20 protein-coding genes are annotated in these 25,977 nt (G+C 41.7%); 7 read left to right on the top strand and 13 right to left on the bottom strand.

Translation table 11 applies throughout. The features are described 5' to 3' along the window. Nucleotides 1-335: 335 nt before the first annotated feature. Nucleotides 336-818, bottom strand: a complete 483-nt coding sequence (locus FRX45_RS17280; protein WP_152269707.1) for a GtrA family protein — start codon at nt 816-818, stop codon at nt 336-338. A gap of 149 nt (nt 819-967) precedes the next feature. Continuing rightward, nucleotides 968-1,498, bottom strand: coding sequence for a YceI family protein (locus FRX45_RS17275; protein WP_152269706.1), 531 nt, complete (start codon nt 1,496-1,498; stop codon nt 968-970). 208 nt (nt 1,499-1,706) lie between these two features. Here FRX45_RS17275 and FRX45_RS17270 point away from each other — a divergent pair, with 208 nt between their 5' ends. Both FRX45_RS17270 and FRX45_RS17265 read left to right on the top strand, forming a co-directional pair. Continuing rightward, on the top strand, nt 1,707-2,129 hold the full coding sequence (locus FRX45_RS17270; protein WP_152269705.1) for a single-stranded DNA-binding protein: 423 nt from the start codon (nt 1,707-1,709) through the stop codon (nt 2,127-2,129). Between the two features lie 418 nt (nt 2,130-2,547). After that, nucleotides 2,548-3,870 (top strand): aspartate kinase, encoded by a 1,323-nt coding sequence (locus tag FRX45_RS17265; RefSeq protein WP_152269704.1) that lies wholly within the window; start codon nt 2,548-2,550, stop codon nt 3,868-3,870. Between the two features lie 85 nt (nt 3,871-3,955). Here the strand turns inward: FRX45_RS17265 and FRX45_RS17260 are convergent, their stop codons facing one another. Together FRX45_RS17260 and FRX45_RS17255 are read right to left on the bottom strand one after the other, a co-directional pair. Next, nucleotides 3,956-5,149 (bottom strand): Gfo/Idh/MocA family protein, encoded by a 1,194-nt coding sequence (locus FRX45_RS17260; RefSeq protein ID WP_152269703.1) that lies wholly within the window; start codon nt 5,147-5,149, stop codon nt 3,956-3,958. 94 nt (nt 5,150-5,243) lie between these two features. Further along, a complete protein-coding gene (locus FRX45_RS17255; protein WP_152269702.1) occupies nt 5,244-6,464 on the bottom strand; it encodes an MFS transporter in 1,221 nt (406 codons plus the stop codon). A 335-nt stretch (nt 6,465-6,799) separates the two neighbouring features. Between FRX45_RS17255 and FRX45_RS17250 the strand changes: the two genes are divergently transcribed. Beyond that, nucleotides 6,800-8,212 (top strand): MATE family efflux transporter, encoded by a 1,413-nt coding sequence (locus FRX45_RS17250; RefSeq protein ID WP_152269701.1) that lies wholly within the window; start codon nt 6,800-6,802, stop codon nt 8,210-8,212. A 637-nt stretch (nt 8,213-8,849) separates the two neighbouring features. Here the strand turns inward: FRX45_RS17250 and FRX45_RS17245 are convergent. The 4 genes from FRX45_RS17245 to FRX45_RS17230 form a co-directional block, all read right to left on the bottom strand. Beyond that, nucleotides 8,850-10,832 (bottom strand): ABC-F family ATP-binding cassette domain-containing protein, encoded by a 1,983-nt coding sequence (locus FRX45_RS17245; RefSeq protein WP_152269700.1) that lies wholly within the window; start codon nt 10,830-10,832, stop codon nt 8,850-8,852. Between the two features lie 17 nt (nt 10,833-10,849). Then, nucleotides 10,850-14,125, bottom strand: coding sequence for a protein O-mannosyl-transferase family (locus FRX45_RS17240; protein ID WP_152269699.1), 3,276 nt, complete (start codon nt 14,123-14,125; stop codon nt 10,850-10,852). An 871-nt stretch (nt 14,126-14,996) separates the two neighbouring features. Continuing rightward, entirely contained in the window at nt 14,997-15,356 is a 360-nt protein-coding gene (locus FRX45_RS23625; RefSeq protein ID WP_226805428.1) for an SEC-C metal-binding domain-containing protein, read from the bottom strand. Between the two features lie 269 nt (nt 15,357-15,625). Continuing rightward, nucleotides 15,626-15,847, bottom strand: a complete 222-nt coding sequence (locus tag FRX45_RS17230) for a hypothetical protein (RefSeq protein ID WP_152269698.1) — start codon at nt 15,845-15,847, stop codon at nt 15,626-15,628. Between the two features lie 164 nt (nt 15,848-16,011). Here FRX45_RS17230 and FRX45_RS17225 point away from each other — a divergent pair, with 164 nt between their 5' ends. Then, complete coding sequence (locus tag FRX45_RS17225) at nt 16,012-18,456, top strand: TonB-dependent receptor (RefSeq protein ID WP_152269697.1); 2,445 nt, start codon at nt 16,012-16,014, stop codon at nt 18,454-18,456. A gap of 188 nt (nt 18,457-18,644) precedes the next feature. Beyond that, nucleotides 18,645-19,550 (top strand): glycosyltransferase family 2 protein, encoded by a 906-nt coding sequence (locus FRX45_RS17220; RefSeq protein WP_152269696.1) that lies wholly within the window; start codon nt 18,645-18,647, stop codon nt 19,548-19,550. Nucleotides 19,551-19,660: 110 nt separating this feature from the next. Here the strand turns inward: FRX45_RS17220 and FRX45_RS17215 are convergent, their stop codons facing one another. Together FRX45_RS17215 and FRX45_RS17210 are read right to left on the bottom strand one after the other, a co-directional pair. Continuing rightward, a complete protein-coding gene (locus tag FRX45_RS17215; protein ID WP_152269695.1) occupies nt 19,661-20,917 on the bottom strand; it encodes a hypothetical protein in 1,257 nt (418 codons plus the stop codon). Between the two features lie 12 nt (nt 20,918-20,929). Further along, the gene (locus tag FRX45_RS17210) at nt 20,930-22,258 is read right to left on the bottom strand and encodes a DUF4270 family protein (protein WP_152269694.1); all 1,329 of its coding nucleotides are present in this window, start codon (nt 22,256-22,258) and stop codon (nt 20,930-20,932) included. 323 nt (nt 22,259-22,581) lie between these two features. On the opposite strand from FRX45_RS17210, the gene FRX45_RS17205 reads away from it, so the two are divergent. After that, nucleotides 22,582-23,610, top strand: coding sequence for a Kelch repeat-containing protein (locus FRX45_RS17205; protein WP_152269693.1), 1,029 nt, complete (start codon nt 22,582-22,584; stop codon nt 23,608-23,610). Further along, nucleotides 23,597-23,944, top strand: coding sequence for a DUF4907 domain-containing protein (locus FRX45_RS17200; RefSeq protein ID WP_193311753.1), 348 nt, complete (start codon nt 23,597-23,599; stop codon nt 23,942-23,944). Before FRX45_RS17205 ends, FRX45_RS17200 begins: the two co-directional genes overlap by 14 nt. Before the next feature lie 7 nt (nt 23,945-23,951). On the opposite strand, the gene FRX45_RS17195 is transcribed toward FRX45_RS17200, so the two are convergent. The 3 genes from FRX45_RS17195 to FRX45_RS17185 form a co-directional block, all read right to left on the bottom strand. After that, nucleotides 23,952-24,332, bottom strand: coding sequence for a LytR/AlgR family response regulator transcription factor (locus tag FRX45_RS17195; protein ID WP_152269691.1), 381 nt, complete (start codon nt 24,330-24,332; stop codon nt 23,952-23,954). A gap of 144 nt (nt 24,333-24,476) precedes the next feature. Next, nucleotides 24,477-25,184 (bottom strand): LytR/AlgR family response regulator transcription factor, encoded by a 708-nt coding sequence (locus FRX45_RS17190; protein ID WP_152269690.1) that lies wholly within the window; start codon nt 25,182-25,184, stop codon nt 24,477-24,479. Further along, complete coding sequence (locus FRX45_RS17185; protein ID WP_193311752.1) at nt 25,181-25,972, bottom strand: sensor histidine kinase; 792 nt, start codon at nt 25,970-25,972, stop codon at nt 25,181-25,183. Before FRX45_RS17185 ends, FRX45_RS17190 begins: the two co-directional genes overlap by 4 nt. Nucleotides 25,973-25,977: the final 5 nt, after the last annotated feature.

Here is a 25,977-nt window from a genome sequence, read left to right as displayed (position 1 = left end):
TTAAAATTTATGCCGTTTGTTTCATATTTTTTAGATATTTAACCCAGATTCACTTTTAGCTTGAATCGTGCCACTATTTTAATCATTTTCAATATTAATCAATACCAAGCCAAAAACAATAAAACTTTAGATCACTTTTATGCAATTCTACAAATAAACCTTATCCTTTTTTCTGTTCTGGCTGTTGCTATCCTAACACCAACCTTCCTGTGAGTAAGCCTATTACAAGGAATAATTTACTTAGGCCGGGGTACACATAAATAAGCCAAGCAAAAGCACCGCTCCTTATTTTCTCTTTTATCCCGAAAAAAGTAAAAGATGACGGCTTAAGTATTTTATTCCGCTTTCTGCCTTACTTTAAATGTAAAATTCCGTTGTGTCAGGTAGCTGAATGAAATTACAATAGCGGTGGTCCATATTTTAGCAATGGTTGGGTAGAAATGAAATCCCTCTACGAATAACTTTATAAAAATATAATTCAGGAACACACATATTACTACGAGCATAAAATACCTGAATAACTGTACTCTTCCCCTCAAAGATGATCCCGTAAACACAATGTTTCTCATTAAAAAAAAGCCTGTAGGAAATGTTATCAGAAATGATATGATAAAGGCAGCAATATATGGACTGATGCTGATAAGCGGTGTATGAACGATTTGTTTTTGAAGAATAAAATTGTAGGTAATAAAGTAAATTACAATATCCATTAAAGTATTGCCGCCGCCACAGGCAATATACCGGAAGGTCTGCCTGTCCATTATTTTTTGAAACGGAACATAAAAAAAGTCGAGAACGGAAATAATAAATTTCTTCAAAACACTTCTATTATTCTTAACTGGCAGGCCCAAAATTAATAAAAAGCTCCTTAAAATAATGGAGTATCTGCGCTGGCAATACCAACGGGAAATACTCCATTTTATACATAAATGACATGCCGTACCGAAAGTATAGTCTTTACAAACTTCTACTGCTTAATATATTGCACTTCAATTATCATTCTCACTTCATCGCTTACTACTATGCCACCGGCTTCGGTAACGGCGTTCCAGTTTAAGCCAAAATCCTTTCGGTTTATCTTTCCTGCTACAGAAAAGCCTGCCTTCGTTTGTCCATATCCGTCTACTACTACACCACCGGCTTCTACATTCAATTTTATAGCTTTAGTTACATCACGGATGGTAAGTTTACCCTCCAACTCGTATTCATCATCATTCTTTTTCTTTAGCCCTGTGGATTCAAATTTAATTTCGGGATACTTTTCAGCATTAAAGAAATCATCACTTTTTAAATGCGTATCTCTTTGTTCGTTATTGGTCGTAACAGATGCCGTTTCCGCAGTAAAAGTTACTTTAGCGCTGCCGAAATCATCACCATTGGTTTCGGCTTCCGAATTAAATTTTTTAAAGCTTCCCGTCACATTTGCTATCATCAGGTGCCTTATTTTAAAAGTTATTTCGGTATGAGCGGGATCCAATACCCATTTTGTTACAGCCATAATATTTAGTTTTAATTGTTTATACCTTTTACCTACATCTCAATGTTTAAACATTAATCATCAACAAATATGCCATTTCTATAGCTGACAGATTGACGCACAAAGGTAGTTTATCTTTAATGATACCGAGTTTCTGTTTTTATTTAATCCTGGGCAAAAAGAATAAAAATTATTATCTTGGATCATTAAAAACATAAAAGCGAATGCTATGATCAAGTTACAAGTAATTGGAAATTTAGGTAAAGATTGCATTACCAACACAGTAAACGGTAAATCCGTTATTAATTTCAGCGTTGCTCATACTGAAAAGTTCCGCGATTCCTCGGGTCAGCAAAAGGAAAAAACCACATGGGTAGAATGTGCCTACTGGACCGATAAAACCGGTATTGCACCTTATCTGAAAAAGGGCACGCAGGTATATGCAGAAGGCACACCGGAAGTAAGGAATTTTACCCGGAATGATGGAACCGCAGGCGCCTCCTTAACAATGCGGGTATTTAGTGTTCAACTTTTAGGTGGCGGAAACCGGAACGAACAGTCTGAAACGAGTAATGCTTACAACGAACCTGCTTCTAACCAGGCAACATCTTCCGGGGAGATTCCGGCAGCAGTAGATGATTTGCCCTTTTAATCATTTTTAATTTAACACAGGGTGAAACATGAATAAAGCAAGTGCTTACATGTTTCACCTTTTTATTAGTCTGAAGCCGTCAGTTAGGTATCAGCTAAGTACTTACTAACAATACACATCTTTCACCTTGCCACCTTTCACTATTCACCTTTCACCTCTCAGTTCTCACCTTTCACCTTTGATCTTACACCTCTCTTTTCACCTCACCTGCTCCTGGTTGCATTTGGCTTCGGATTTCGAGTTTCAGTCTTCAGATTTGAAATTTGTCTTTCGAATTTTATTTGTTTCTTGCTATTTGTCTTTTGGTGCTTTGTATTTCCCTCGGATTTCGGATTTCCGGTTTCGGATTTTGTATTTATCCGATTCTTTCTTTCCCATTATCTTTGCACGCTAAAATCAAAAAATAAAGCGGCAGATCATGAAAATCATGAAGTTTGGCGGCACTTCCGTAGGAAAGCCGGAAAGGATGGAACAGGTAGCGAAACTAATAACTTTGGATAAAGAACCGAAGATTGTAGTATTAAGCGCATTAAGCGGCACTACCAATGCATTGGTTGCAATTGGCGAAGCATTGGCCAAAGGCGATAAGCAGCACACGAAACAAATAATAGACGCACTGGAAGCGCATTACCATGTTTTCATTAAAGATCTGCTGAAAAATGAAGCCACCCTTAAAAAGGGGGAAGCTATTATTACCGAACATTTTGATTTCCTGAATATAATTCTGAAGATATCTTTTAACGAAGCGCTGAACAAGGACATATTGGCCCAGGGGGAGCTCATGAGCACAAAAATATTCAGCGTATACCTGGAGGAAAAAAACATTGATCATGCACTACTGCCAGCCCTGGATTTTATGCAGATTGACGTGAATGACGAACCCTATTTTGATGCGATCCGGGTTAAACTGAACCGCATTCTGCATCAGCATCCGGATACAAAATTATTTGTTACCCAGGGTTATATCTGCCGCAATTCAAAAGGGGAAGTAGATAACCTGAAGCGCGGCGGAAGTGATTACACAGCATCTTTAATAGCCGCTGCCGTCAATGCCAGCGTGTGCGAAATATGGACCGATATAGATGGCATGCACAACAACGATCCCCGCATCGTAAATAAAACAAAACCGATAGTGCAACTGAGCTTTGACGAAGCGGCGGAACTGGCTTATTTTGGCGCTAAAATTTTACATCCTACCTGTATTTGGCCCGCGCAGCAGGAAAAAGTTCCTGTAAAACTCCTCAACACCATGCAGCCCGAAGCGCCGGGTACTACTATTATGCAGGAAGCAGGGTCGGTAGGCGTAAAAGCAGTAGCAGCAAAAGACGGCATTATTGCCATTAAAATTAAAAGCAGCCGCATGCTGCTCGCTTATGGATTTTTAAGAAAAATATTTGAGGTATTTGAAAAATACAAAACACCTATTGATATGGTTACTACTTCGGAAGTTGCCGTATCGGTTACCATAGATAATGATGCTCATCTTGAACAGATATTAAAAGAGCTGGAACCATTTGGCACCGTAGTAATAGACAAAGACCAGACCATTGTTTCCATTGTAGGTAACCAGATAGCTCAAACTCCGGATGTATTGAGCAAGTTATTTGATTCACTATCGCAGGTACCGGTTCGGATGGTAAGCTACGGCGGCAGTAGTCATAATATTTCGGTACTGGTTCCATCGGCATATAAAATACAAACCCTCCAATTGCTCAATAAAGGTGTGTTTGGTTTGGATTGATCGCTTTGCGAAAAATCATTTAAAATACAAACGGCTCCCAACATAGGAAGCCGTTTATTATATGCGGATATAATATTGCTGGTTATTAATCCAAAACTCTTTCTATTATTTTACCCGACTGTTTTTCTTTCAGTATTAATTTTTTTGCACCATAATGTGTCACTTCTTCTTTCACCAAATAGTGATCCTTATCGTACTCCACCAAATGACTGTCTTTCGTTACCCCTGTTTTTCCTCTCCATATATCCAATTGTACGGGTTCCCATAATTTACTTTTGGCCGAACGGTAAGCCGCATCCAGAATACAATTCACCACATAGCCATCATAAAAGGTCTCTTTTGGATCTTTGCCCTGCTCCAGCGAATTGAACATATCCATGAACATATGGTTATAGCCGAGCTCATTGAGTTCATCACCCACCGGAAATAACCATCCGCTGTTGCTTTCCGCCTTTTCGGCCACATAGTCGGCGCCTTTACCTGTGGTAAACATTTCAAAGCCGGTACGCAAAAAGCTATTTATCCAAATGGTTCCTTCCGTTCCCATTACTTCGTCACGAAGATCAAGTCCGCCACGGAATGTCCAGCTTACTTCAAACTGGGCAATAGCGCCGTTTTCATATTTGATCAAAGCAATGCCATGATCCTCTGCATCAATAGGCTTTACCTGTGTATCGGCCCAGCACATTACCTCTACTGGTTTAATATCCTTACCAATATAGCTGCGGGTAATTTCCACGCAGTGGCAACCCAGATCAAGTATACATCCGCCTCCTGCCTGCTCTATATCCCAGAACCAGTTGCTGTGCGGACCCGGATGTGTTTCCCTCGACTTGGCCCACAGTATTCTTCCCAACGCTCCGTTCTTAACACTTTCATGGGCTTTAATGAATTTTGGCGTATACACAAGATCCTCGAGATAACCATTAAAAATCCCGGCTTTTTCCACCGCTTCCAGCATACGTTTAGCTTCCTCCGCATTGCGTCCCAGGGGCTTGGTGGTAATCACCGCCTTTTTATGTTTGCAGCAAAGCAACACTGCTTCTTCATGCAAATTATTGGGCAAAGAGATACATACTACATCTACTTCGGGCCGGGCAATGGCTTCTTCCATATTGATTGTCCAATGCTGTACATTATAATCCTGCGCAAATTTTTTAGCGCTTTCTTCGCGGCGGGAGTAAATGCTTACAATTTTGTCCTTATTACGGTATCCCTGCAGTGAGTCTGCATAAAATCTTCCGATAAAACCGGAACCAAGCATAGCAATTTTTTGCATGATATTATTAATTTGAGATGTTAAGATCATTATGGTGAGTAGTGAGTGGTCAGCAGTCAGTGGGCTAACTCACAATTGACCATTCACTATTCACCTATTTAATTTTTTCGTTGAAAGCCGCTACAAAGAAAAGCAATACCCCCCCGGCAAAAGCCGCTGGTATCCACCAAAAATGCTGCCATTGCAATAATGAAAGAGAAGCACCGTCTTCAAGAAAGCTATTGTACAGTTCACCTGCAATTTGGGTGCCTATAAGCATTCCTACACCATAGGTTATAAATATCATTAGCCCCTGGGCCTGTGCCCTTATTTCCACACTTGCTTTTTTATCCATGTAAATTTGCCCGGTTACAAAAAAGAAATCATAGCATATACCATGCAAAGCAATGCCGGCCATAATCATCCATGTGGTTGTTTCGGGAGCGGCGGCGGCAAAAAGAGCATATCGTAATACCCAGGCCAGCATACCCACAGCAAGCATCCATTTCACGCCAAGCCTTCTAAAGAACAGCGGCATCAAAAGCATAAATATCATTTCGGAAGCCTGCCCTATAGTTTGTGTGGCGGCAATGTTTTCAAACTGCGAATTTTCAAGGAATAACTGCGTGTAATTATAGTATACAGCCAATGGAATGCATATCAACAGAGAACTGGCCAAAAACACATAAAAAGAGCGGCTGCCTAATTTCTTAAATGCATCTATTCCAATAATTGTTCGTGCACTTACTTTTTTTCCTGCCGCGGGCGGCGGCGTATGCGGCAGGGAGAAGCTATATAAACCCAGCAAGAGGCTGCCGCCTGCAGTAAGATACAAAGGAAGCGCGGTGGCTTCGGGCTTCAAATCCTCCTGCACAAACCCAACCAGTATAAAACTAATGGTTAAGCCTGCCGCTATCCAGCCAATGGTGCCAAACACCCTGATAGACGGGAACTGTTTTTCCTGCTGCGTCATTTGATGAAAGGCCAGTGTATTGGCAAGGCTCATGGTGGGCATATAACAAATATTATAGGCCAGCAGCGATAAAATAAACAATAGCGGGTTATTGGTTAAAGAAGGCGTAATAAACATAAAAAGCGCTCCCAGTATATGCAGTGTGCCCAACACTTTTTGCGTGGCAAAATAACGGTCGGCTATAAGCCCTACAAAAAAAGGAGCAATAATGGCTGCAATAGCATTTACGGTAAAAGGCCAATGCGTTAAACTCTTCATACCATTTGATGACATATACACCGCTATGGCGCTATACCATGCTCCCCATACAAAAAACTCAAGGAACATCATCAGCGATAGCTGAAACCGGACTTTGGCTCTCATAATAAAAATTTGATAATTTAATCTTAATTCCCCCGGCCCGGCTTAACCGGCATTATTTGTGTCACTTCAAATATATCCATTCAAAAAAAGGAAATTACAAAAAGATTGATTGCCCACACCAAAAAATAAAATGATTTTTTGATGAGTGGCGCTACGCAAATTTTGAAATCCAGACCGAATGATTATTTTTACATCCTTCAATTGAACGCATTATGAAAATGTAATCAGGCTCCGGGAAGCCTTCTTCTTATATCAGGCCAATCTTATTACGCCTCCCGGGGTTAAGCGGCTCTGCATTTCAATTATAGTATTTTTTAGCATCCAATTTATTTATCATGACTGAAACAGGCAACAGGCGACAAGTTTCTGCCTGGACCTTAATAAAAGAAGCTATCAGCGGACAGGAGCAGGACTACACCACAGGCAGCATACGCAAAGCAGTAATATTACTGGCTATCCCTATGATGCTTGAAATGAGCATGGAGAGTGTATTTGCCGTTGTAGATATATTTTTTGTAAGCCATCTGGGTAAACACGCTACCTCAACTGTGGGACTAACCGAGTCGGTAATAACCATCGTGTATTCGCTGGCTATGGGCATCAGCATGGCGGCAAGCGCTATGGTGGCCAGGCGCATTGGCGAAAAAAACAAGCCGGGTGCAGCCCGTGCAGCCGGTCAATCTATTATTTTATCCATTGCCATTACCGTTGTAATAAGTGTACTGGGTGTAGTATTTGCAGCAGACATTCTGCGTATGATGGGCGCAGAGCAGGCAGCGATAGCGGAAGGCACAACCTATACCCGTATTATTATGGGGGGAAGTGTGGTGATTATGCTGCTTTTCCTGATCAATGGTATATTCAGGGGAGCAGGCAATCCCATGATCGCAATGAAGAGTTTATGGCTGGCCAATATCTGCAATATTATTTTATGTCCTTTACTTATTCGTGGATGGGGACCTGTGCCTGCCTTTGGATTAACCGGTGCCGCTTTAGCCACCACTATGGGAAGAGGAATCGGTGTGTTATACCAGTTATATCACTTATTTAACGGCAAGGGTGTTATGCAACTCGCGCTGCAGCATTTTAAGCCGGCATGGAGTATACTCCGGGCGCTTGCTAACATTGCATGGCCGGGCGCATCCCAGTTTCTTATCGGCTCGGGAAGCTGGATTGTACTGGCGGCTATAGTAGCGCATACGGGGCATAGCGAGGCCTCTGCGGGCTACCAGATTGCACTGAGAATCGTAATGTTTTTTATACTGCCTGCCTGGGGCATGAGCAATGCCGCAGCCACATTGGTAGGACAAAACCTCGGTGCAAATTTGCCCCAACGCGCTCAGGAATCAGTAGCCAAAACCGTAAAATACAATGCCATATTCATGGGTGTTGTTTCCTGCATCTTCCTGTTGTTTGCAGAATGGATCGTTTCCTTTTTTACACAGGAACCCGATGTAAAAGCCTATGCCGTACTGGCAATGCGCATTATCAGTGCCGGCTATATTTTTTATGGCATCGGTATGGTAATTTCCAATGCGTTTAATGGTGCAGGTGATACCCGTACACCCACTTGGGTAAACCTTTTTGGATTTTGGTTTTTCCAGATTCCTATAGCATGGTTAATGGCCAATACCTTTAACTGGGGACCGGCAGGGGTTTTTACAGCCATACCGGTAGCCGAAACAGCCATTACCATTGTCTCTTTTTTAATATTCAGAAAAGGGAAATGGAAATTGGTAAAGATATGAGGGGAAGGGATAAGGGATGAGGTATGAGCGTAAGAAATTTACGGCTGATTACCCGGGAACACTTATGATAAACAATTAAAGGCGGAGTGCATACACTTCGCCTTAATCATTTTGAATGACTGATGTTTTAAACGAACAACAGGGCAAATACTGTCATGGTTGAAAAGAAGGCCCAGGCTATAATATATGCCTGCATCTCTTCAGCATTTTGCATGGTAAATAACTTTTTCATAGACACTGTTTTTTAAGGGTTAAAAATTACAGGGTCGGATCAAATTTCTTTAAGCTGAAGTTTTCAGAGCGGTATACGGAGTAAATTGGATATTGGCTTCTCAAAACGGGGTTGCACATTATTTAACGATAAAGACGCTGTGGTATTGTGTTTGGGGGTAGGTTGCAAAGTGCAGGTTTCTGGGAGTAACTACTAACGATAGGATTAGTTTGTGGTTTATCGTTTGTGGTTTATGGTTACATTTGGCTTCGGGTTTAGGGTTTCGGATTTAAGACTTCGGATTTTGTGATTTATCCGGCTCGGCGGACAGGCCTGCCTGCGGTAGGCAAGTTTGGTTCTTGTGATTTGGTTTTTAGTGCTTCTTTTCAGCTTCCGAACTTCAGGCTTCGCGCTTCGCATCCGCCGTTATTTATTCTTCTCCTCTAACTCCAGCAGCTTTTCAAAAGTTTGTTCATACTCGCTGTTTGCGGCAGCAAGCGCTTCACTGTTCTTTTGATAGTTCGATTCGGCAGCCAGGAATTTGTTCTTATCTGAATAAATATCAGGAGAAGCCAATTGTGCTTCAAGCGTTGTTTTTTGCTGCGTAAGGGTGGCAATTCTTTCTTCGAGTTGCTGCAGGTTTTTCTGCTGTTTCTGCAGCTCTCTTTTTAACTCTTTGTCAATTGGTGTATTTGTTACCGGCTTAACAGGAGCGGCAGATTTTGGTCTTTCAGTTGTTTTCTTTTCTTCCGGCGAAGTTTTTTTTTCCTGCTGTTTTACAGCCACACTGTTCTTTGCCGCCTCTGCTTTTTTTCTTTCTTTCCATTCCATCCATTCTTCGTATCCGCCTGCAAAATCTTTGATTTCATAATTTTCAATCTCCCATATCCGGTTGGCGGCTTTCGAAATAAAATGCCTGTCGTGGCTTACCATGATGAGGCTGCCCTGGTAGCGGTTCAACGCTTCAATCAACAGGTCAATAGAAAGCAGGTCCAGGTGGTTGGTAGGCTCATCCAATATTAAAAAATTCGCTTTGCTTACCATGGTTTTTGCCAGCGCTACTCTTGCTTTTTCGCCTCCGCTCAGCACTTTAATTTTCTTCTCTACATCATCACCACTAAATAAAAAACACCCCAGCAGCGTTCTTAACTCCTGTTCTGTTTTCTGACTGCCGCAATTTCTCATCTCTTCCAAAATGGTTTGCTGCACATTAAGCGCTTCTAACTGGTGCTGGGCATAAAAGCTTTCTTCCACGTTGTGGCCCCAAATCCTTTCTCCTTTAAATGACTCTGTGCCTGCCACGATCCTGAGCAGAGTGGATTTACCTTTACCATTGGCGCCGATCAATGCAATTTTATCGCCACGGTTAATTTCGGCGGATGTATTTTCAATGATCCTGATATCGCCAAAACTTTTACTCAGGTGCTTTAAAGTGCAAATAATTTTCCCGGGCACTTTATCCAACTGGAAGTTGATCTTTATTTCAGGACGGTCAACGGATACGTCTTCTATGCGGCCCAATTTATCCAGCCTTTTCATGGCACTTTGTGCGGCCGCGGCCTTGGTGGCCTTGGCACGAAACCGTTCTATAAATCTTTCCTGCTGGCGAATATATTCCTGCTGGTTCTCAAAAGCCCGCTGCTGCAATTCCAGCCGCATTTCTTTCTCCGTTTCATAAAAGTCGAAATTGCCGTTATAAAAATGCAGTTGCTGCTGGTATAGCTCCACGATCTTAGTAACCATGCGATTCAAAAAATATTTATCGTGGCTTACAATTACTACGGATCCTTTGTAATGCAACAAGTATTTTTCCAGCCATTCAATGGAAGGAAGATCGAGGTGGTTAGTAGGTTCATCTAACAGCAGCAGGTCGGGTTGCTGTAATATCATTTTGGCCAGCAGCACCCGCATACGCCATCCCCCGCTAAATTCCTTATACGGTCTTTGCAGATCACTGTTGGCAAAGCCCAGTCCCTGCAATACTTCTTCGGTTTGATGATGGATATTGTAACCGCCCAGCATTTCCAGCTCATGCAGCTTATCGGAATATTCATGCAGCAGGGCTTCATCTTCATGTTCCTTTTCGAGCCGGTTGCCCAGTATCTCAATTTCTTTTTCTAATAACAATATCTTTTCAAAGGCGCCGAGCGCAACCTGCAATATAGATTCATTGGTATCAAAGCTTAGCAAGTCCTGGTGCAGGTACCCAATAGTAGTGCCCCTGCCCCTTTCCACAGTGCCCGATGAAGGGAGGTATTCGCTCACCAATACTTTTAGTAAGGTTGATTTTCCTGTACCATTATAACCAATCAGCCCTATCCGTTCGCCCGGTTGTATATGCCAGGTGGCATCCCGTACAATGGTTCTCGCGCCAAATTCAAAAGTCACATCCTGCAATCCTGCCAGCATAGTTCCAAATAATAGCTTTATTTTTTTATAGAATCCGGATTGGCTCCGGGACTGTCTGTTTTTATTATAGCAGGCGTTTCGGGATTAACAGCCGGTTCTTTATACTTTCCTTCAACAAAACTAAGATAATTCTGCACCCTGAAGGTCTGGTCAATCTCGCTGTACAACGTACGCTGCTTTGCGCTTAAGCCTTCCGGATCCTGCAGGTGCTGCGTCATTTCCTGAACCGACATGTTTCCCAAAGCTGCATAATATTTCAACTGCTGGTCAATATCCTTTTTCAGGTCTTTCAACACCCTGTCGCCTAACTCTTTATAATCGGCCTCGTATGCAGCTTCCATTACGGATATACCAATAATATTGTGCTGGTTGCCACGACTTACCATGGCGTAAGGCATATTAACAACGTTGATACCTTTATCGCTTTTTTCCAGTAATTTTTTTGCTTCTTCCTTTCTTCCGTCTTTGGCCATACTTTCAGCGGCATTTGCATAAGCCTGGCGTATGGTCAATAAATGGCGGCGGTTCTCTTCATCAAAGTATACGCCCGGCAGGTTGGCATTGCCGAATGCAAACTTTTTCATCATATTCCCGAAAGCAGCATCGTTGTTTACATTGTTATTTGCATTATCCTGTTTGGGCTGAACCGGTACCAGGCGGTAGCTCAATCCATCGGCCCGCAAGTACTGTGAAAATCCAAGCTCATTAAACGGAGCCGTAAAATATATAGGACGTTTCCATTTATTGGCGGCAATTACATTTAGAACAGCAAGATCATTCTTCATCAGCGCGTTTTTACCCTGTGGCAAATCGAATCGCAACTCATCTACAATGGTATCATTGGCATTCACTGTTCCGTTCTTGCGCACCAGTGCGCTGTCAACAGGTACACTGAATTTCCTTACCGGGAAAGTATTGAATGTATTGTCTGCACCATAGGTTATCATATAAGCAGGGTCATCACTGCCAATGATCTTAGTTAATACCTCTCCAAGATACACATATTGGTTCTGGGGTATATTGGGCTTGGCCTCAAAATATACCACATTGCGGTTATCGCCTTCTGTTTTTTCGGGGCCCCACAACAGATCTATAGGCTCACTGTCATTTACTTTATAGCGCATCTGGTTAATATACCAGTCAATCCCCAGCAGGCTGTAATTCACCACCCTTACATCGCGCCGTATACCCTCCACTTCCTGGGCATACCACAGGGGATAGGTATCATTATCGCCAAATGTAAACAGTATGGCGTTGGGGGCGCAACTTTCCAGGTAATCGGTAGCCAGGTCGCGTGCTAATTCTTTTTTGCTTCTGTCGTGGTCGTCCCATTCCTGGAAGCCCATTATAACGGGAACAGCCAAGGTGCAGATCACCGCCGCGGCATAACCGGCCAGCTTAGCATTCATCACCTTTTCAAACCATTGTTTCACCATCATCACACCAATACCAATCCATATGGCAAAGGCATAATAAGAACCGGCAAACGCGTAATCACGTTCACGGGGCTGGGGACCGGCCGCATTCAGGTAAAACACAATGGCAAAACCCGTAAAAAAGAATAACAAAAAGCTTACTAAAAAATCTCCACGGTGGTGGTGGTAGTGGAAAAACATACCAATAAGACCTAATATAAAAGGCAGGGCAAACAATTTATTATTGGCTTTATTCTCTTTAATACTGTCGGGCAGCTTAGACTGGTCGCCCAAAAACAAATTATCAATAAAGGAAATGCCCGTAATGGTATTGCCGTCCCGTACATTGCCGGTTCCCTGCAAGTCGTTTTGCTTACCAATAAAATTCCATCCAAAATAACGCAGGTACATCCATCCTATCTGGTAGCCGAAAGCCCAGCGGATATTATCAATATATGTAGGCTTTTCATCCTTACCCAATCCCAGCCAGCTCCTGTAATAATTGGCGTGCCCCTGGTCGTTACTGGCATCCCATATACGGGGCAAAAACATCATATCCTCAGGTTCATACTCATATTCAAAGTTCTTGCCGATATTAATATACTTCTTATCACCTTTCTGCCAGCGGTAGCCTTTTTCTTTGATCATTGGCGTACCATCAGGGTTTCTTTTTACATCGGCGGAAAAGGTTTGACCATATATTAATGGGAAATCACCATATTGCTCGCGGCCTACATAGCCCACCAGGCTCATGGGATTATCTACATTGTACATATCCACCGAAGGATTGGCCGCAGAACGGATCATGGTAGTAAGATAGGTAGAGTAACCAATAAGTATAAACGCGAAGCACCAGAGTCCCAGCTTAAGAAAATTAAGGATCCTGCTTTTATTGTGATAGGCTGTATATACTACTAAAGCCGTGCCTGCCACAAATAGGATAAATGAAAAGAAAGAGGTAATATAAGGAAACGAAAAAAGGAAAATAAACACAGAGAGCCAAATGGCGAATCCTGTAAAATTGTTGATCAGCTTGTCGGCCCTGCGGATGCCTATTAAGATTACAATTCCCAGTAACACAAAATAAGCGGTGAAGCCCGAGAAAAAGGGCAATCCAAGCCCGTTAACAAACCAACGGTCAAATATGCCTGAGCCGGTTATGGTATATTGAATTACAAATTTTTGCACAAACCCTGTAATGATGCAGCCCACTATAAAAGCCCAGAAGATTCCCCAGGGGGTAGTTTTGTACCGGCGAAAATAATACACCATTACAATAGCGGGAATAGTAAGCAGGTTAAGCAGGTGAATACCTATGGATAATCCAATAACAAAAAACAGCAGCACAATCCACCTGTCTGCCCCGGGTTCATCGGCATTGTGCTCCCATTTCAACATCATCCAGAATACCAGTGCTGTCAAAAATGAGGAGAAGGCATATACTTCACCTTCTACAGCGCTGTACCACATGGAGTCGCTGAAAGTAAAGGCCAATGCACCCACTACTCCGGCAGCCATAATGGTAAATATCTTTTCAGCGCTTAATGTGGTATGCGCTTTCTGGTATATTTTACGGGTAAAATGAGTGATCGTCCAAAAAAGGAATAATATGGTAAACCCGCTGGCCAAAGCGCTCATTATATTCACCGCTTTAGCTGCGGTAAGTGGGTTATCGCCAAACAATACTATAAAAATACGCCCGATGATCACAAACAGAGGCGCTCCCGGGGGGTGGGGTATTTGCAGCTTAAAACAACTGCTCACAAATTCACCGCAATCCCACAGGCTTCCTCCTGCTTCTGCCGTTAAAATATATACGGCGCAGGCAATGATACAAACAATCCATCCGGTAATGTTATTAACCTTGTTGAAATTCATATTAGTACTGTCTTTTATAAGATTGGCAAACCTACACGAATTTTAATAAGCTACAAAACCGCTGAATTAATTTGACCCGCTATTAGCATATTTTCCTTCCCAAAAGGGGAATTCCGGAAAACAAAGCGCTTCAATATTGTCTTTTTGATGGTGCAGATAAATTGTATTGTATATACCAGCGCACCGGAGCTGAATTTCATTTTTCCTGGCTTCGTTTGTATTTCCGCATACATGCAGGTATTCCTGAGAATGCCAGATGCTGTTCAACATTGTTGCCGCTCTGACAAAATCTGAAAAAATAAAATCCGTTGAAAGCCTGTTAACGATTGTATCCATCATTTTCTGAGAAATTGAAAAGATATTTGGGTCTGTTTTTACACAACTCCACGTACTCAAATAAATATTTCTGCATCAGGTGCGAATAATAGTGGGCGCTTATCCATGAAATATTTTTATACTCATGCAAATACCGCATATAATTAAAGGATACTGCGAGGATTTTTTTTCAACCTGCGATTTCTTAAGCGGAATGCTTTCGTCCCACAATGTAAATGAACGGAATATCTGATCAAATCTTGTTTTCCTAAAACGCAACATTTTCAACTTCACTGCCATTAAATTCAATGGATATATCTTTTACCATTGTTTCCAAATCCGCTTCGGTATAGTCCGGTCGTAAATACCCCAACATGATATGAGTTATTAACGGAACAGTGATGGGATAGCACTAATTATTTCCGGCGAAGCAATTGTTACAAATTTCATGTTCCATCCCAATGTTCTCCACCATTTCTGGCGAATATTTATCCATAAACAGTTGTAAATGCCTGTGTGTTTCATCCGGGTCATCACCCATTTCCCTATACAGCTCTCACCATTCATCCACTATCCGCTCTTCTTCTTTTGAAATAGCAGGGTAAGGGCCATCCCTTACGGAAAAAATATCTTTACCGTTCCCTGTATTGTAACGAATGTCATTTTCGTCTTTAGCTTCATAGCCACCTTCTTCATTTTCTTCAAATTCCGCTTCATCTTCTTCTATACCTTCCGGCTTATCGTCTATTGCCATCCTTCGGGTCTCATTCTCTTCTTCCCATTTTTCTCCTTCTTCCACTATAGCATCCCCCTTCAATTCTTCCAGGTTCTTTTCTTCGTCTTTTAACAAACAGCATTTTTTGTATTTTTTTCCACTGCCGCAATAGCAGGGATCGTTTCTGCCAACTTTACTCATTCAACAAAATAAACCACTTTACCCCAATCTCATTTGATAATTTTAAAAAAGACATATCTGCTTTACTTCCTAGAAAAATAACCACTTTCAAAAAATGCATCATTGTTTCATTTTTTATATACCTTTGCCCGGCTACTTTTATGCATCGTGGTTAAATTGTTTACATCATATCGCTTCTGTATTGCGCTGCTGCTGCTTATCAGCTTTTCGGCAACGCAATTTCCTTTTGAGCTTTTTCATAATCACGGCGCCACCATGGTTTGCAGTGATTATAGCCGGGGAACGGATATATGCCAGCATAAATCACATCTTGCTACAAAAAAGGACCATTGCCTGGCATGCAGCATCCATGTAGAAAAAGTTTTCCTGTTCACCTCCCCGCTCCAGGAAAACAATAGCCGCAATAGTTTCCTGATCTGCCATTTTTCTTCCGTTGCAGTACATTCTAATATGCCGAAACATACTACGCTACGGGGACCTCCACATTTCATAGCATAGATATAGAATACTAACCGTCATCTTCTTTAAACGAAACAATAAAACACTGTATCATTATTATTCACACAAAGGCACCATTGATACGGCCTTTTACCAGGCGGTGTTTTTTATTTACATTGTTTAACAGGAGCATTCCTCACTATTCAAGCATATTATTTTGAAATTCAATTATATCTGGCAATTCTTCCTTCCATTTATTTTATTAATGCAGTGCCCCGGCTTTGCACAAACGCAAAACATTTCGGGCGGACCTGTAAAAAATAGCCGGTCTGCTATAACCAAAGTATCTGCTTCAGGCAGGGTAAGCGATGCCCGCACTGGAGAGCCATTGCCGGGAGCTTCCGTATATTTTGCCGATGCCAAAACAGGAGCCATAACCAATGCAAACGGCGAATACACGATCAGGAATATCGCAGCGGGAAGCTATCTTATCGAAGTTTCTTTTGTTGGGTACAGCAGCATTACGGAACATATAAGGCTTGACGGAGACCTGCAAAAAGATTTTGCTTTGTCGCCTGCTGTTCTTGAAAATGAAGGTGTAACCGTTACCGGTGTTTCTACAGCCACTAAAATTAAAAGAACGCCCACACCGGTAACTATTGTAAGCAAAAGAGAACTTACCCAGGTAGCTGCAACCAACCTCATTGATGCATTGAGCAAAAATCCGGGCGTATCGCAAGTATCCACCGGCCCATCCATTTCAAAACCCATTATAAGAGGACTGGGTTATAACCGGGTAATTGTGCTTAATGACGGTATCCGCCAGGAAGGCCAGCAATGGGGCGATGAGCACGGCATTGAAATAGATGAATACAGTGTACAGAAGGTGGAAATATTAAAGGGCCCCGCTTCTCTTATTTACGGAAGCGATGCCATGGCCGGCGTAATCAATATTTTAACCAATACACCTGCAGCAGAAGGAACGATAAAAGGAAATATAATGGCGAACTACCAGACCAACAACAGGCTGCGTGGCTTTGGCGCTAACCTGGCAGGCAATAAAAACGGGCTGAACTGGAATGTGTACGGATCATTTAAAGGAGCACAGGATTACAAAAACAAATACGATGGTTACGTATTCAATTCAAAGTTTAATGAAAAGAATATTGGGGGGTATATTGGTTACAATGGGAGTTGGGGGTACAGTCATATTATTGTAAGCAGCTTTAACCAGGAGCCAGGATTGATAGAAGGCGATCGGGATGCGCTTACCGGAAAATTTATCCGTGAAATAAATAACAATGGCATAGCAGAAACAAGAATTGCGGAAAGCGGTGATTTTTCGGGTATTCACCCCGATATGCCCCGGCAGCATATTCAGCATTTTAAAGTTGCCGCCGATAACAGGTTCAATGTTGGAAACGGAAAGCTCTCTGTTAATCTCGGCTTTCAAAACAACAAAAGAAAAGAGTTCGCGGATGTGCTTGATCCAAATACGCCCGAATTGTTTTTTGATCTTAATACATTTACCTATAATGTACAATACCACCTGCCGGATAACAACAAATGGAAAACCGCTGTTGGTATTACCGGTATGCAGCAAAGCAATAAAAACAAAGCGGATGAAGTGCTGATCCCTGAATATCATTTATTTGATGTGGGCGCTTTTGTATACACACAACGCAATTACGATCGCTTTACCATTAGCGGTGGGATACGGTTTGATAACAGAACCGTTGATTCAAAAAGGTTGCTGGAAAATAATGAAACCAAATTTGAGGCTTTTACCAGATCATTCCGTAATGTTTCTGGGAGCGCCGGCATCAGCTACGAAACCAGTAAGACTACCACGCTGAAGCTGAATATAGCAAGAGGTTTCCGTGCACCGGGCATTGCCGAATTGGCCTCCAACGGCACGCATGAAGGCACCAACCGGTATGAATACGGCGATCAGCATTTACGGTCCGAAACCAGCCTGCAAGCCGATATAGGCGCAGAGATCAACACAGAACATCTGTCTTTAAGTGCAACCGGTTTTATAAACAACATTGATCATTTTGTTTTTTACAGGAAGCTTTCCAATGTTAACGGCGGAGATTCGCTGGTAAATGTGGATGGGGAAGATATAACCGCTTTTACATTCGACCAGGCGAAAGCCTTGTTGTACGGGGCGGAATTATATATTGATATCCATCCCCACCCATTAGACTGGCTGCATTTTGAAAACACCTTTTCTTATGTAAGAGGAGCATTTAACCAGCCAATAGAAGGGGTAAAGAATATTCCTTTTATCCCTGCCGCACGGCTTATCACACAATTAAAAGCTGAATTTCTAAAGAAAGGAAAAAGGATCAGTAATCTTTCCATCACTGCTGAGCTAGATAATACGTTCAGGCAAAACAAGGCGTTTACCGCTTATGACACGGAAACACCCACAAGCGGCTATTCGCTGTTGAATGCCTTTATTGGAGGGGATATCATGCATCATAAAAAAACACTGTTTTCTATTTTCCTAACCGGCAATAACCTCGCCAACACCGCTTATCAAAATCATTTAAGCAGGTTGAAATATACGGCTGTAAATAATGTTACCGGCCGGCAGGGTGTATATAATATGGGAAGGAATTTTAGTATAAAGATCAATATTCCGTTATCGTTTTAAACCAGATCATACTATTTGTTCGTGGGGTCTGTACTTCATCCGTCACCTGACGTTCCCGATGGGGTATAATAATGATACCTGGCAGCAGCTAATGTTTCGTGCGGACACGAACCAGGGTATCGGGCACATCAAAATATTAATTCGGTCCTCTTATTTTACAAAAAACAGAATACCCTATCTTTATTTATATGATGAGCAGTATTTCCGTTCAGTCTTTTAAGAGAACAGAAAAAAATGATAGCTTATTTTCCATTCTCATTCCATCCTGGAATAACCTTCCCTATTTAAAATTGTGTATCAACAGCATTCAAAAAAATTCAACCTATCCCCACCAGATCATTGTGCATATTAATGAAGGAAATGATGGGTCCTTAGAATGGATTGAGCAACAAACCCGGTTAGATTATACATACAGTAAAGAAAATGTTGGTGTTTGCTATGCTTTAAATGCCTGCAGCCAATTGGCAAACACCGATTATATTTTGTATATGAATGATGACATGTATGCATGCCCCGGCTGGGATGCGGCGCTCTGGCAGGAAATTGAAGCCATTGGTCATCCTTATTTCTTTTTATCGGCCACCGCCATTGAACCACGGCCAGGAAACAACTGTTCTATACTCAAAAACTATGGTGAGGCTATTACTAATTTTAATGAACAGCAATTACTGAACGGGTATGTGCAATTGCCTATGAAGGATTGGATGGGCGCTACCTGGCCGCCCAATATAGTACATAAAAGCATTTGGAACCTGGTGGGGGCTTACAGTATTGAGTTCTCGCCCGGCATGTATTCCGACCCCGACTTTTCAATGAAACTCTGGCAGGCAGGTATTCGCCTCTTTAAAGGTATTGCCGCCAGCAGGGTATATCATTTTGGGTCGGTGTCGGTAAAGAGAGTAAAAAAGAATAAAGGCTATTACCAGTTCATCAGCAAATGGGGAATGACATCCAGTACCTTTTCTAAAAAATTTATACGACGGGGAGAAGTTTTTGATGGTGCATGCGGGGAAGCGCATTTATCTGCAATGCTCAAATTCAAAAACCTGGCAAAAAGATTAAGTAACGCATTTGTAACCACACACAACAAGTAACATTTATATGAAAAGAATAGGGGGAACAAGACTATTCCCCCGCTTATAGACCCTCTATTAATCTATAAAAAAAAATTGAAAATGCAGCCGGCAGTTCACCGTTAGTACGATTAATAATATTTAATGCCTTTGGTGTACCAGAAATCTTTATATGACAGGGTGAGGGTAAATCTTGCATATCGTTCCTCTATTAAATTTTCTTCCCTTGTTCCCCTGATGCCATATTCGAAAGCGATAAGATAACTCATAGTGCTTCTTTTTGAATTAAATCCAATGCCGGCCGAAATACCCATATCCTTTAATCGCTGCCCGTATACCTGCAGGTAAGAATCGGAATAAAATAATCCTCCCTGGTAAAACATTTTTTCTATGGTTAAAGGCCATACCTGCTGCAATTTTGAATATTCAAAACCTATGGAAGCCCGCCGGCTGTTTTGTAATGCATATCCCGCTCCCCTGTATTGGAGGGCTATCCAGTTTTGATAACGGTAATCGGCTGCTATGGTGAGTTGCTTGTTATTCGTAAGCGCTATCCCCAGCCCCAATGCTTCAGGCAACCTGAAATAATCATTTTTAGTAACCTCACTATGAACGGAAATTTCACCGGCTGCAACATCTGTAGTATATTCTGCTGCAAGATTTGTTTTAGCCGCATAAGTAGCACCCAGGGTGATATCCCATTTTTTATTCAGCCTGGTGTAATACTGGATTCCATAATTAAGATACAGGTTGCGGAGATAAATATTTTTTGTGGTAGTAAGTATGTCGGTGGCGTCTGTATCAGAAAGCTTTTCTGTTTGTGTAAGCGATCCCGTTAAATAAGCAGTAGCAATGCCTGCCGAAAAATGCTTACCGATCTTAAATCCATTATCCCAGTAAAACTGGTTCACGCCGCCTTTGCCTTCATAATCCGCATACGTAAATACATTCGTACCCTGTATGCTTTTTTTCCCCGAAAAACTATAGTTAGCCGTGCTGAAAGGCATCATACCCACGCTGCTTCCCCACCATTTTTTTACCTTTATACCCATACTGAAGCGGCTTACACTAAAATCTCTTGTCTGGTTAACGGTACTATTTAAATTGTTGGCATAATAGGTAACAAATTTACCTCTCGCAGCGGCTTCCACTGTAAAGAACTGCTCCTGCAATTCCGAAATTGAGGCCGGGTTATTATGTGTCAGATAATTTTTATTGCGATATGCAATGCCGGTATTGGCCATGCCTGAAGTGCGGTTAAAATAACTTTCTTCTATATCACCTATACCGAGTATAGAATACGGCGAACTGTTATTTTGCGCAAAACCTGAATGCACGGCAAGCAGGATCATACCACTTGCAAAAAAATATTTTCTCCATTCTTTCATATTGATTCAGCATTATTGTTGCACAGATATATAATACACTTTTAACTTCACGCCTCCCATGCTATGCTCATTATTGCTCACAACAAGCCTGTTCAATTTAGTATTGTATTCAGGCGAGGGAGGTGCGAATATCAGGCCATTGGTATTATCCGCGCTATTTTCAATTTCTGATTGCAGGTAGGCTGTTACATCGTAGGTATATCGGGTATCTTCGCCATATAGCCAGTCGGTAATTAAGTTGCCATACTGAAGGTTCTGCGATCCGGTACTGCCCGTTTCCGACAGGTAACCGCCCAGCTCATTATTGATATTTGTTGAAGATGCTACCAATTGGGGAGGCAGCATATAATTGTTGCTGTAACTGCCTTTTACTGGTGAAATAATTAATTCCGCTTTCATGATTTTAATGTAATCACTTCGCTCCAGCAAGGAACGTAAAGCAGGGAAACGTATTTTCATTAATACACCGGTGAGCGGTTGTACATACGCTGCGTCAGCGGTAAGTGCTGATGCCATTTCTTTTGTTTCAGGAATAGTTACATTGAGCGCTGTACCATATCTGTTATACAGCACCTGGTTAAATTGCTTTTCTCTAGACGTTAAAACGAAATCAATATATTTTTGAGTAAGGTATGGATTGGATTCATGATAATACAGGCGCATGGTAACACTATCGGAAAAGCCATACACGGCGGCATTGGCATTACTATCGTCCGGACTGATCCTCAGCCCTTTAAAATATTGCTCAAAATCAGCATTGGTAAGCACAGCCTGCGATTTTGATTGAATCAACGCAAACAATTCCAGCCCCTTCGTATCATTTAAACGAATAGTCACACTATCTTTTAAAGAGGGACGGATATTTACAATGGCGGAGCCGAGCGGTGTGGCGTATACCGGAAAATTACTCTTGTCGTATAAATAGGTTTTGTCCTCACCAAATTCAATTAGCCCCGATAACTGATGTACATTGAACCGTTGGGCAACAGTGGTATCCCCGTAAAAAGAACTGTCACTCCGCATTTGAAACACCAGTGAATCGTATGCAGCGGAAACATGCAGGTCAGGAACATTGGATGCGGATGCAAGTACAAAAAAAGAGGATGCGGCCATTTTGCCGAAAATATTGTCGTGGTAACTTCCTGCTAAGATGGTTCCGGATTGAGAAGTAGGAACGGAATCTCTGAATACGGTAGAGAGCAACGGCGTAATGGTATCTACAACCACTATATTGGTTATGCCGGCATCAACAAATTGCTCCCCGAATTGTATATAGGCCTTTTTGCACCCTGCAGTATATATACAAACTAAAACACCGGCAGTGCATATTAATTTTCTCATACTTTTTATTGCAGACAGCTACATATGTTAATGGCTTACGAATGCAATATTATCAGCGTTGTGTGTTACTAATTTGTTAGTGTGTACAGAAGATGCTGATACATATACGGGGAGTTTGTTTTTATAGATGAACGCTTAGCAGAATGTAAAACATATGGAAACTGAGATAATGTGGCAATTAATGAATGCGGGGAATGTGCATTCCACTTAAGCTGTAATTGGTATGGAAAAAAATACTATTCATCTATAAATACATATTACAGTTACATTTTAACGATTTTACCGTTTCGCTTTCGGATAGTTTAGCTGCAAATTTTTTGATAATGAAAGCGAAAATAGTATTGATTTGCATTACAGCCATTAGCGCCCTCTTTAGTTCCTGTACCAAAAGCACAGATTCGGATGATACCACAGAAGGGAACTGGATTACCCGGTCTTCGTTTGAAGGCGTGGCCCGTAGCGAAGCCGTTGCATTTACCATAGGCAATAAAGGATATATTGTTGCCGGGTATGATGGAACAAAACGGTTAAAAGATCTATGGCAGTTTGACCCGGAATATAATTTCTGGCAACAGAAAGCGGAGCTTCCGGGAACAGCAAGAAACGCAGCAACGGGTTTTTCTATTGGCGACAAAGGATACATAGGAACCGGTTATGACGGATATAATAAGCTTAAAGATTTTTGGGAATACAATGCAACTACTGATGAATGGACACAAAAAGCCGATTTTGGCGGATCGGGAAGATATAACGCTGTTGCTTTCAGTATTGCAGGAAAGGGGTATATCTCCACCGGGTTTGATGGCAATTACCTTAAAGATATATGGGAGTTTGACCCTAACGACGGTACAGAAGGAAAATGGACACAAAGGGTAAGCATGAGTGGTGAAAAACGGATGGGTGCTGTAGCCTTTGTGTATAATGATAAAGCCTATATATGCACAGGCACTTATAGTGGCGGCACGGTTAACGATTTTAACGTGTTTGATCCGGCACAGCCTGAAGGGCAGGCCTGGAGCATGTTACGAAAGATCAGCAATGCGAGCGATGATAGCTATGATGATGATTATAATATCGTTCGCAGCAAAGCTGCGGCTTTTGTAGTGAACAACAAAGCCTATATCTGCTCCGGTGAGAATGGAAGTATTTATAAAGATACCTGGGAATATGATTTTGCTACCGACCTGTGGGAAAGCAAAACGCCTTTTGAAGGAGCTGCAAGATCAGGAGCATCTGCGTTTAGTATCAACAACCGGGGGTTTGTGTTGCTGGGTAAAAGCAGCACCTATCAATACGAAGATATCCGTGAGTTTTTCCCTGACCAGGAATACAATGAATATGAAGACCAGTAGATACCTTATTTTATTAGTTATCGCCATATCACTGATGGCAGTAACAGGAATTTATACCGTGATGCACAACACCGGAAACGATTTACTGAAAGTAGAAGTCGTGTCTTTTAGAACAATGGAAGGATGGGGTTATGAAATAAAAGTAGATAACAAAACATTCATTCACCAGGAAACCATACCTGCAGTGGCAGGAGAGCGGAGGTTCCTGCTGGAGCAGGATGCTTTAAAAACAGGCAATGCCGTGATGAAAAAATTACTTGCAGGAAAACGCCCATCGCTGTCATGTAAAGAAGTGATGGCGCTTGGTGTATGCTCCGCACCTTCGGTTCCTTAATACCTGTTCAGGAGTATTTTTCCACAATGTTGAAAAAATCGGAACGGTAACTATTACCTATCGGAACGGTTTTTTTTCCAATGGCAATTTCATTTCTCGAAATAGAGTCTATATGGAATATTGATACTGCAAATGAGCGGTGTACCCGCACAAAATCTTTAGCAGGCAAACGCGCCAGGAAATTTTTTAAATTCTGCAGGGTTAATATGGGTTGGTTTTTACCGGCAACGTATATCTGCGTATAGTCTTTCATGCCCGCACAAAACAGAATGTCTTCCAGTTTTATTTTAATGATTTTATATTCGGATTTTACAAAAACAAAATCATGATGTATGTAACCATTTAAAGCAGTGCTGGTTTCGCTGATAAGCAGGCTATCTTCGGGCATATTAAAATATTTATCGGGGATCAGAAATTATTGAACGCCATAAATTTCTATACGAATGGTCAATTTCACTTGTTAAAATCGGCAAACCATTTAAAAGAATAGGCGAACAGGAAACGGGAGGATATAAAATTTCTGATTTGAGATTTAAGCACCCTTAATGCCATTCCGGAAAGCCTGTATAATTTGCTGATAAGTATTACCTACCGGTATTTCTGTTCCATTTTTTAACACCAACTTTTTGCTACCGAGGGAATTAATTTTTTTTACCGCCACTATATAACGGCGGTGTACCCGCTGAAAATCTGCAGGCGGCAGCTTTTCAATAAAGGATTTCAGCCGCATCAGCGTAATAGCAGGCCGGCTATCTTCCAGGTGAATACGAATATAATCATCCATGCTCTCTACATAAATGATATCCTGGAAATTTATCTTCACCAGTTTATATTCCGATTTTATAAATATGCCTGGCAACAAATCGCCATTGTCTTTTTCTTTCAACCTTATAAAATCTACAGCTCTTTCTACGGCCTTTTTGAACCTGTTAAAACTAAAGGGCTTCAACAGGTAATCGGCCACCCCCATTTCATAACCATCCACCGCAAAGTCGCGGTGGGCGGAGGTAAATATTATAGCAGGTTTTTTATTGAGCCTCTTAAGTACCTCTATTCCTGTTATATCGGGCATCAGTATATCCAGGAACAGGATATCTATATGATTGTTGTTGATGTATTCAATGCTTTCAATGGCATCTGTAAATCCGTCCAGCATTTCAAGTCCCTGGTATTGCCTGATGTATTGATGGAGCAAAGAAATAGCTAATGGTTCATCATCTACTACTACACACTTAATCATAATAACTCAATTTTGAGCTCAACATTAAAAATATTATCTTTTTTGCCGGCATCCAGTGAATATTTCCCGGGGTATAACAAGGACAGCCTTCTTCGTGTATTCGATATGCCGATACTGGAAGTGTTCCGGTTTTCCGGGCGTTCAAATATTGAGTTGCGGACATGCATAAAAAGCACATTCTGGTTTTCACTGATACCAATAGTGATCATGCTTTTTTCATGATTGCTGGTACCATACTTAAATGCATTTTCAATAAAAGATATCAGCAGCAGGGGCGCAATATAACAGGATGAAAAATTACCGGAGGTCGTAAAACGGAGTTCCAGCTTATCATTACTCCTCATTTTCTGAAGTTCTATGTAATTAGCGATATACCGGATCTCATTTTCTAGTGGCACTGTATCTGCCTGGGCCTCCTGCGTAACATAGCGCATGATCTCAGATAACTTCATTACAGCGGCCGGCGTTTGCGGGCTTTGTGCCGAAGCCAATGAGTAAATATTATTCAATGTATTAAACAGGAAATGAGGATTGATCTGCAATTTCAGATACGACAGTTCCGCATTTACCTTTTCCAGTTCATTTTCTTTCGAGCGCTTATCAGCCACCCGCCACCGCTCAATTGCCTGAATCAGGATTCCCAGCAGCCATACCAGGCAAAAAGAAAATATGCGTGGTGTCATCCTGAAACCCACAATAAAAGAACGATTCGGACGGTTGCGCATAAATTCCAGCCGTTCCGGGTGCTGAAAGGGGGATGGAATATCGCGAAAGTCCGTTATTATCATCCTGC

Origin of the sequence: Agriterribacter humi (assembly GCF_009192765.1) — a bacterium.
Lineage (GTDB): Bacteria > Bacteroidota > Bacteroidia > Chitinophagales > Chitinophagaceae > Agriterribacter > Agriterribacter humi.
Note: the sequence above shows the minus strand (reverse complement) of the source record. Positions and strands in the feature narration are given on the sequence as shown.

Coding starts and splice junctions, on each gene's coding strand:
- FRX45_RS17190 (WP_152269690.1), bottom strand. CDS start 25,184: ATGATTAAGTGTGTAGTAGTAGATGATGAACCATTAGCTATTTCTTTG.
- FRX45_RS17220 (WP_152269696.1), top strand. CDS start 18,645: ATGATGAGCAGTATTTCCGTTCAGTCTTTTAAGAGAACAGAAAAAAAT.
- FRX45_RS17215 (WP_152269695.1), bottom strand. CDS start 20,917: ATGAAAGAATGGAGAAAATATTTTTTTGCAAGTGGTATGATCCTGCTT.
- FRX45_RS17205 (WP_152269693.1), top strand. CDS start 22,582: ATGAAAGCGAAAATAGTATTGATTTGCATTACAGCCATTAGCGCCCTC.
- FRX45_RS17260 (WP_152269703.1), bottom strand. CDS start 5,149: ATGCAAAAAATTGCTATGCTTGGTTCCGGTTTTATCGGAAGATTTTAT.
- FRX45_RS17210 (WP_152269694.1), bottom strand. CDS start 22,258: ATGAGAAAATTAATATGCACTGCCGGTGTTTTAGTTTGTATATATACT.
- FRX45_RS17200 (WP_193311753.1), top strand. CDS start 23,597: ATGAAGACCAGTAGATACCTTATTTTATTAGTTATCGCCATATCACTG.
- FRX45_RS17195 (WP_152269691.1), bottom strand. CDS start 24,332: ATGCCCGAAGATAGCCTGCTTATCAGCGAAACCAGCACTGCTTTAAAT.
- FRX45_RS17250 (WP_152269701.1), top strand. CDS start 6,800: ATGACTGAAACAGGCAACAGGCGACAAGTTTCTGCCTGGACCTTAATA.
- FRX45_RS23625 (WP_226805428.1), bottom strand. CDS start 15,356: ATGAGTAAAGTTGGCAGAAACGATCCCTGCTATTGCGGCAGTGGAAAA.
- FRX45_RS17245 (WP_152269700.1), bottom strand. CDS start 10,832: ATGCTGGCAGGATTGCAGGATGTGACTTTTGAATTTGGCGCGAGAACC.
- FRX45_RS17185 (WP_193311752.1), bottom strand. CDS start 25,972: ATGATAATAACGGACTTTCGCGATATTCCATCCCCCTTTCAGCACCCG.
- FRX45_RS17240 (WP_152269699.1), bottom strand. CDS start 14,125: ATGAATTTCAACAAGGTTAATAACATTACCGGATGGATTGTTTGTATC.
- FRX45_RS17275 (WP_152269706.1), bottom strand. CDS start 1,498: ATGGCTGTAACAAAATGGGTATTGGATCCCGCTCATACCGAAATAACT.
- FRX45_RS17230 (WP_152269698.1), bottom strand. CDS start 15,847: ATGAAATGTGGAGGTCCCCGTAGCGTAGTATGTTTCGGCATATTAGAA.
- FRX45_RS17270 (WP_152269705.1), top strand. CDS start 1,707: ATGATCAAGTTACAAGTAATTGGAAATTTAGGTAAAGATTGCATTACC.
- FRX45_RS17265 (WP_152269704.1), top strand. CDS start 2,548: ATGAAAATCATGAAGTTTGGCGGCACTTCCGTAGGAAAGCCGGAAAGG.
- FRX45_RS17255 (WP_152269702.1), bottom strand. CDS start 6,464: ATGAGAGCCAAAGTCCGGTTTCAGCTATCGCTGATGATGTTCCTTGAG.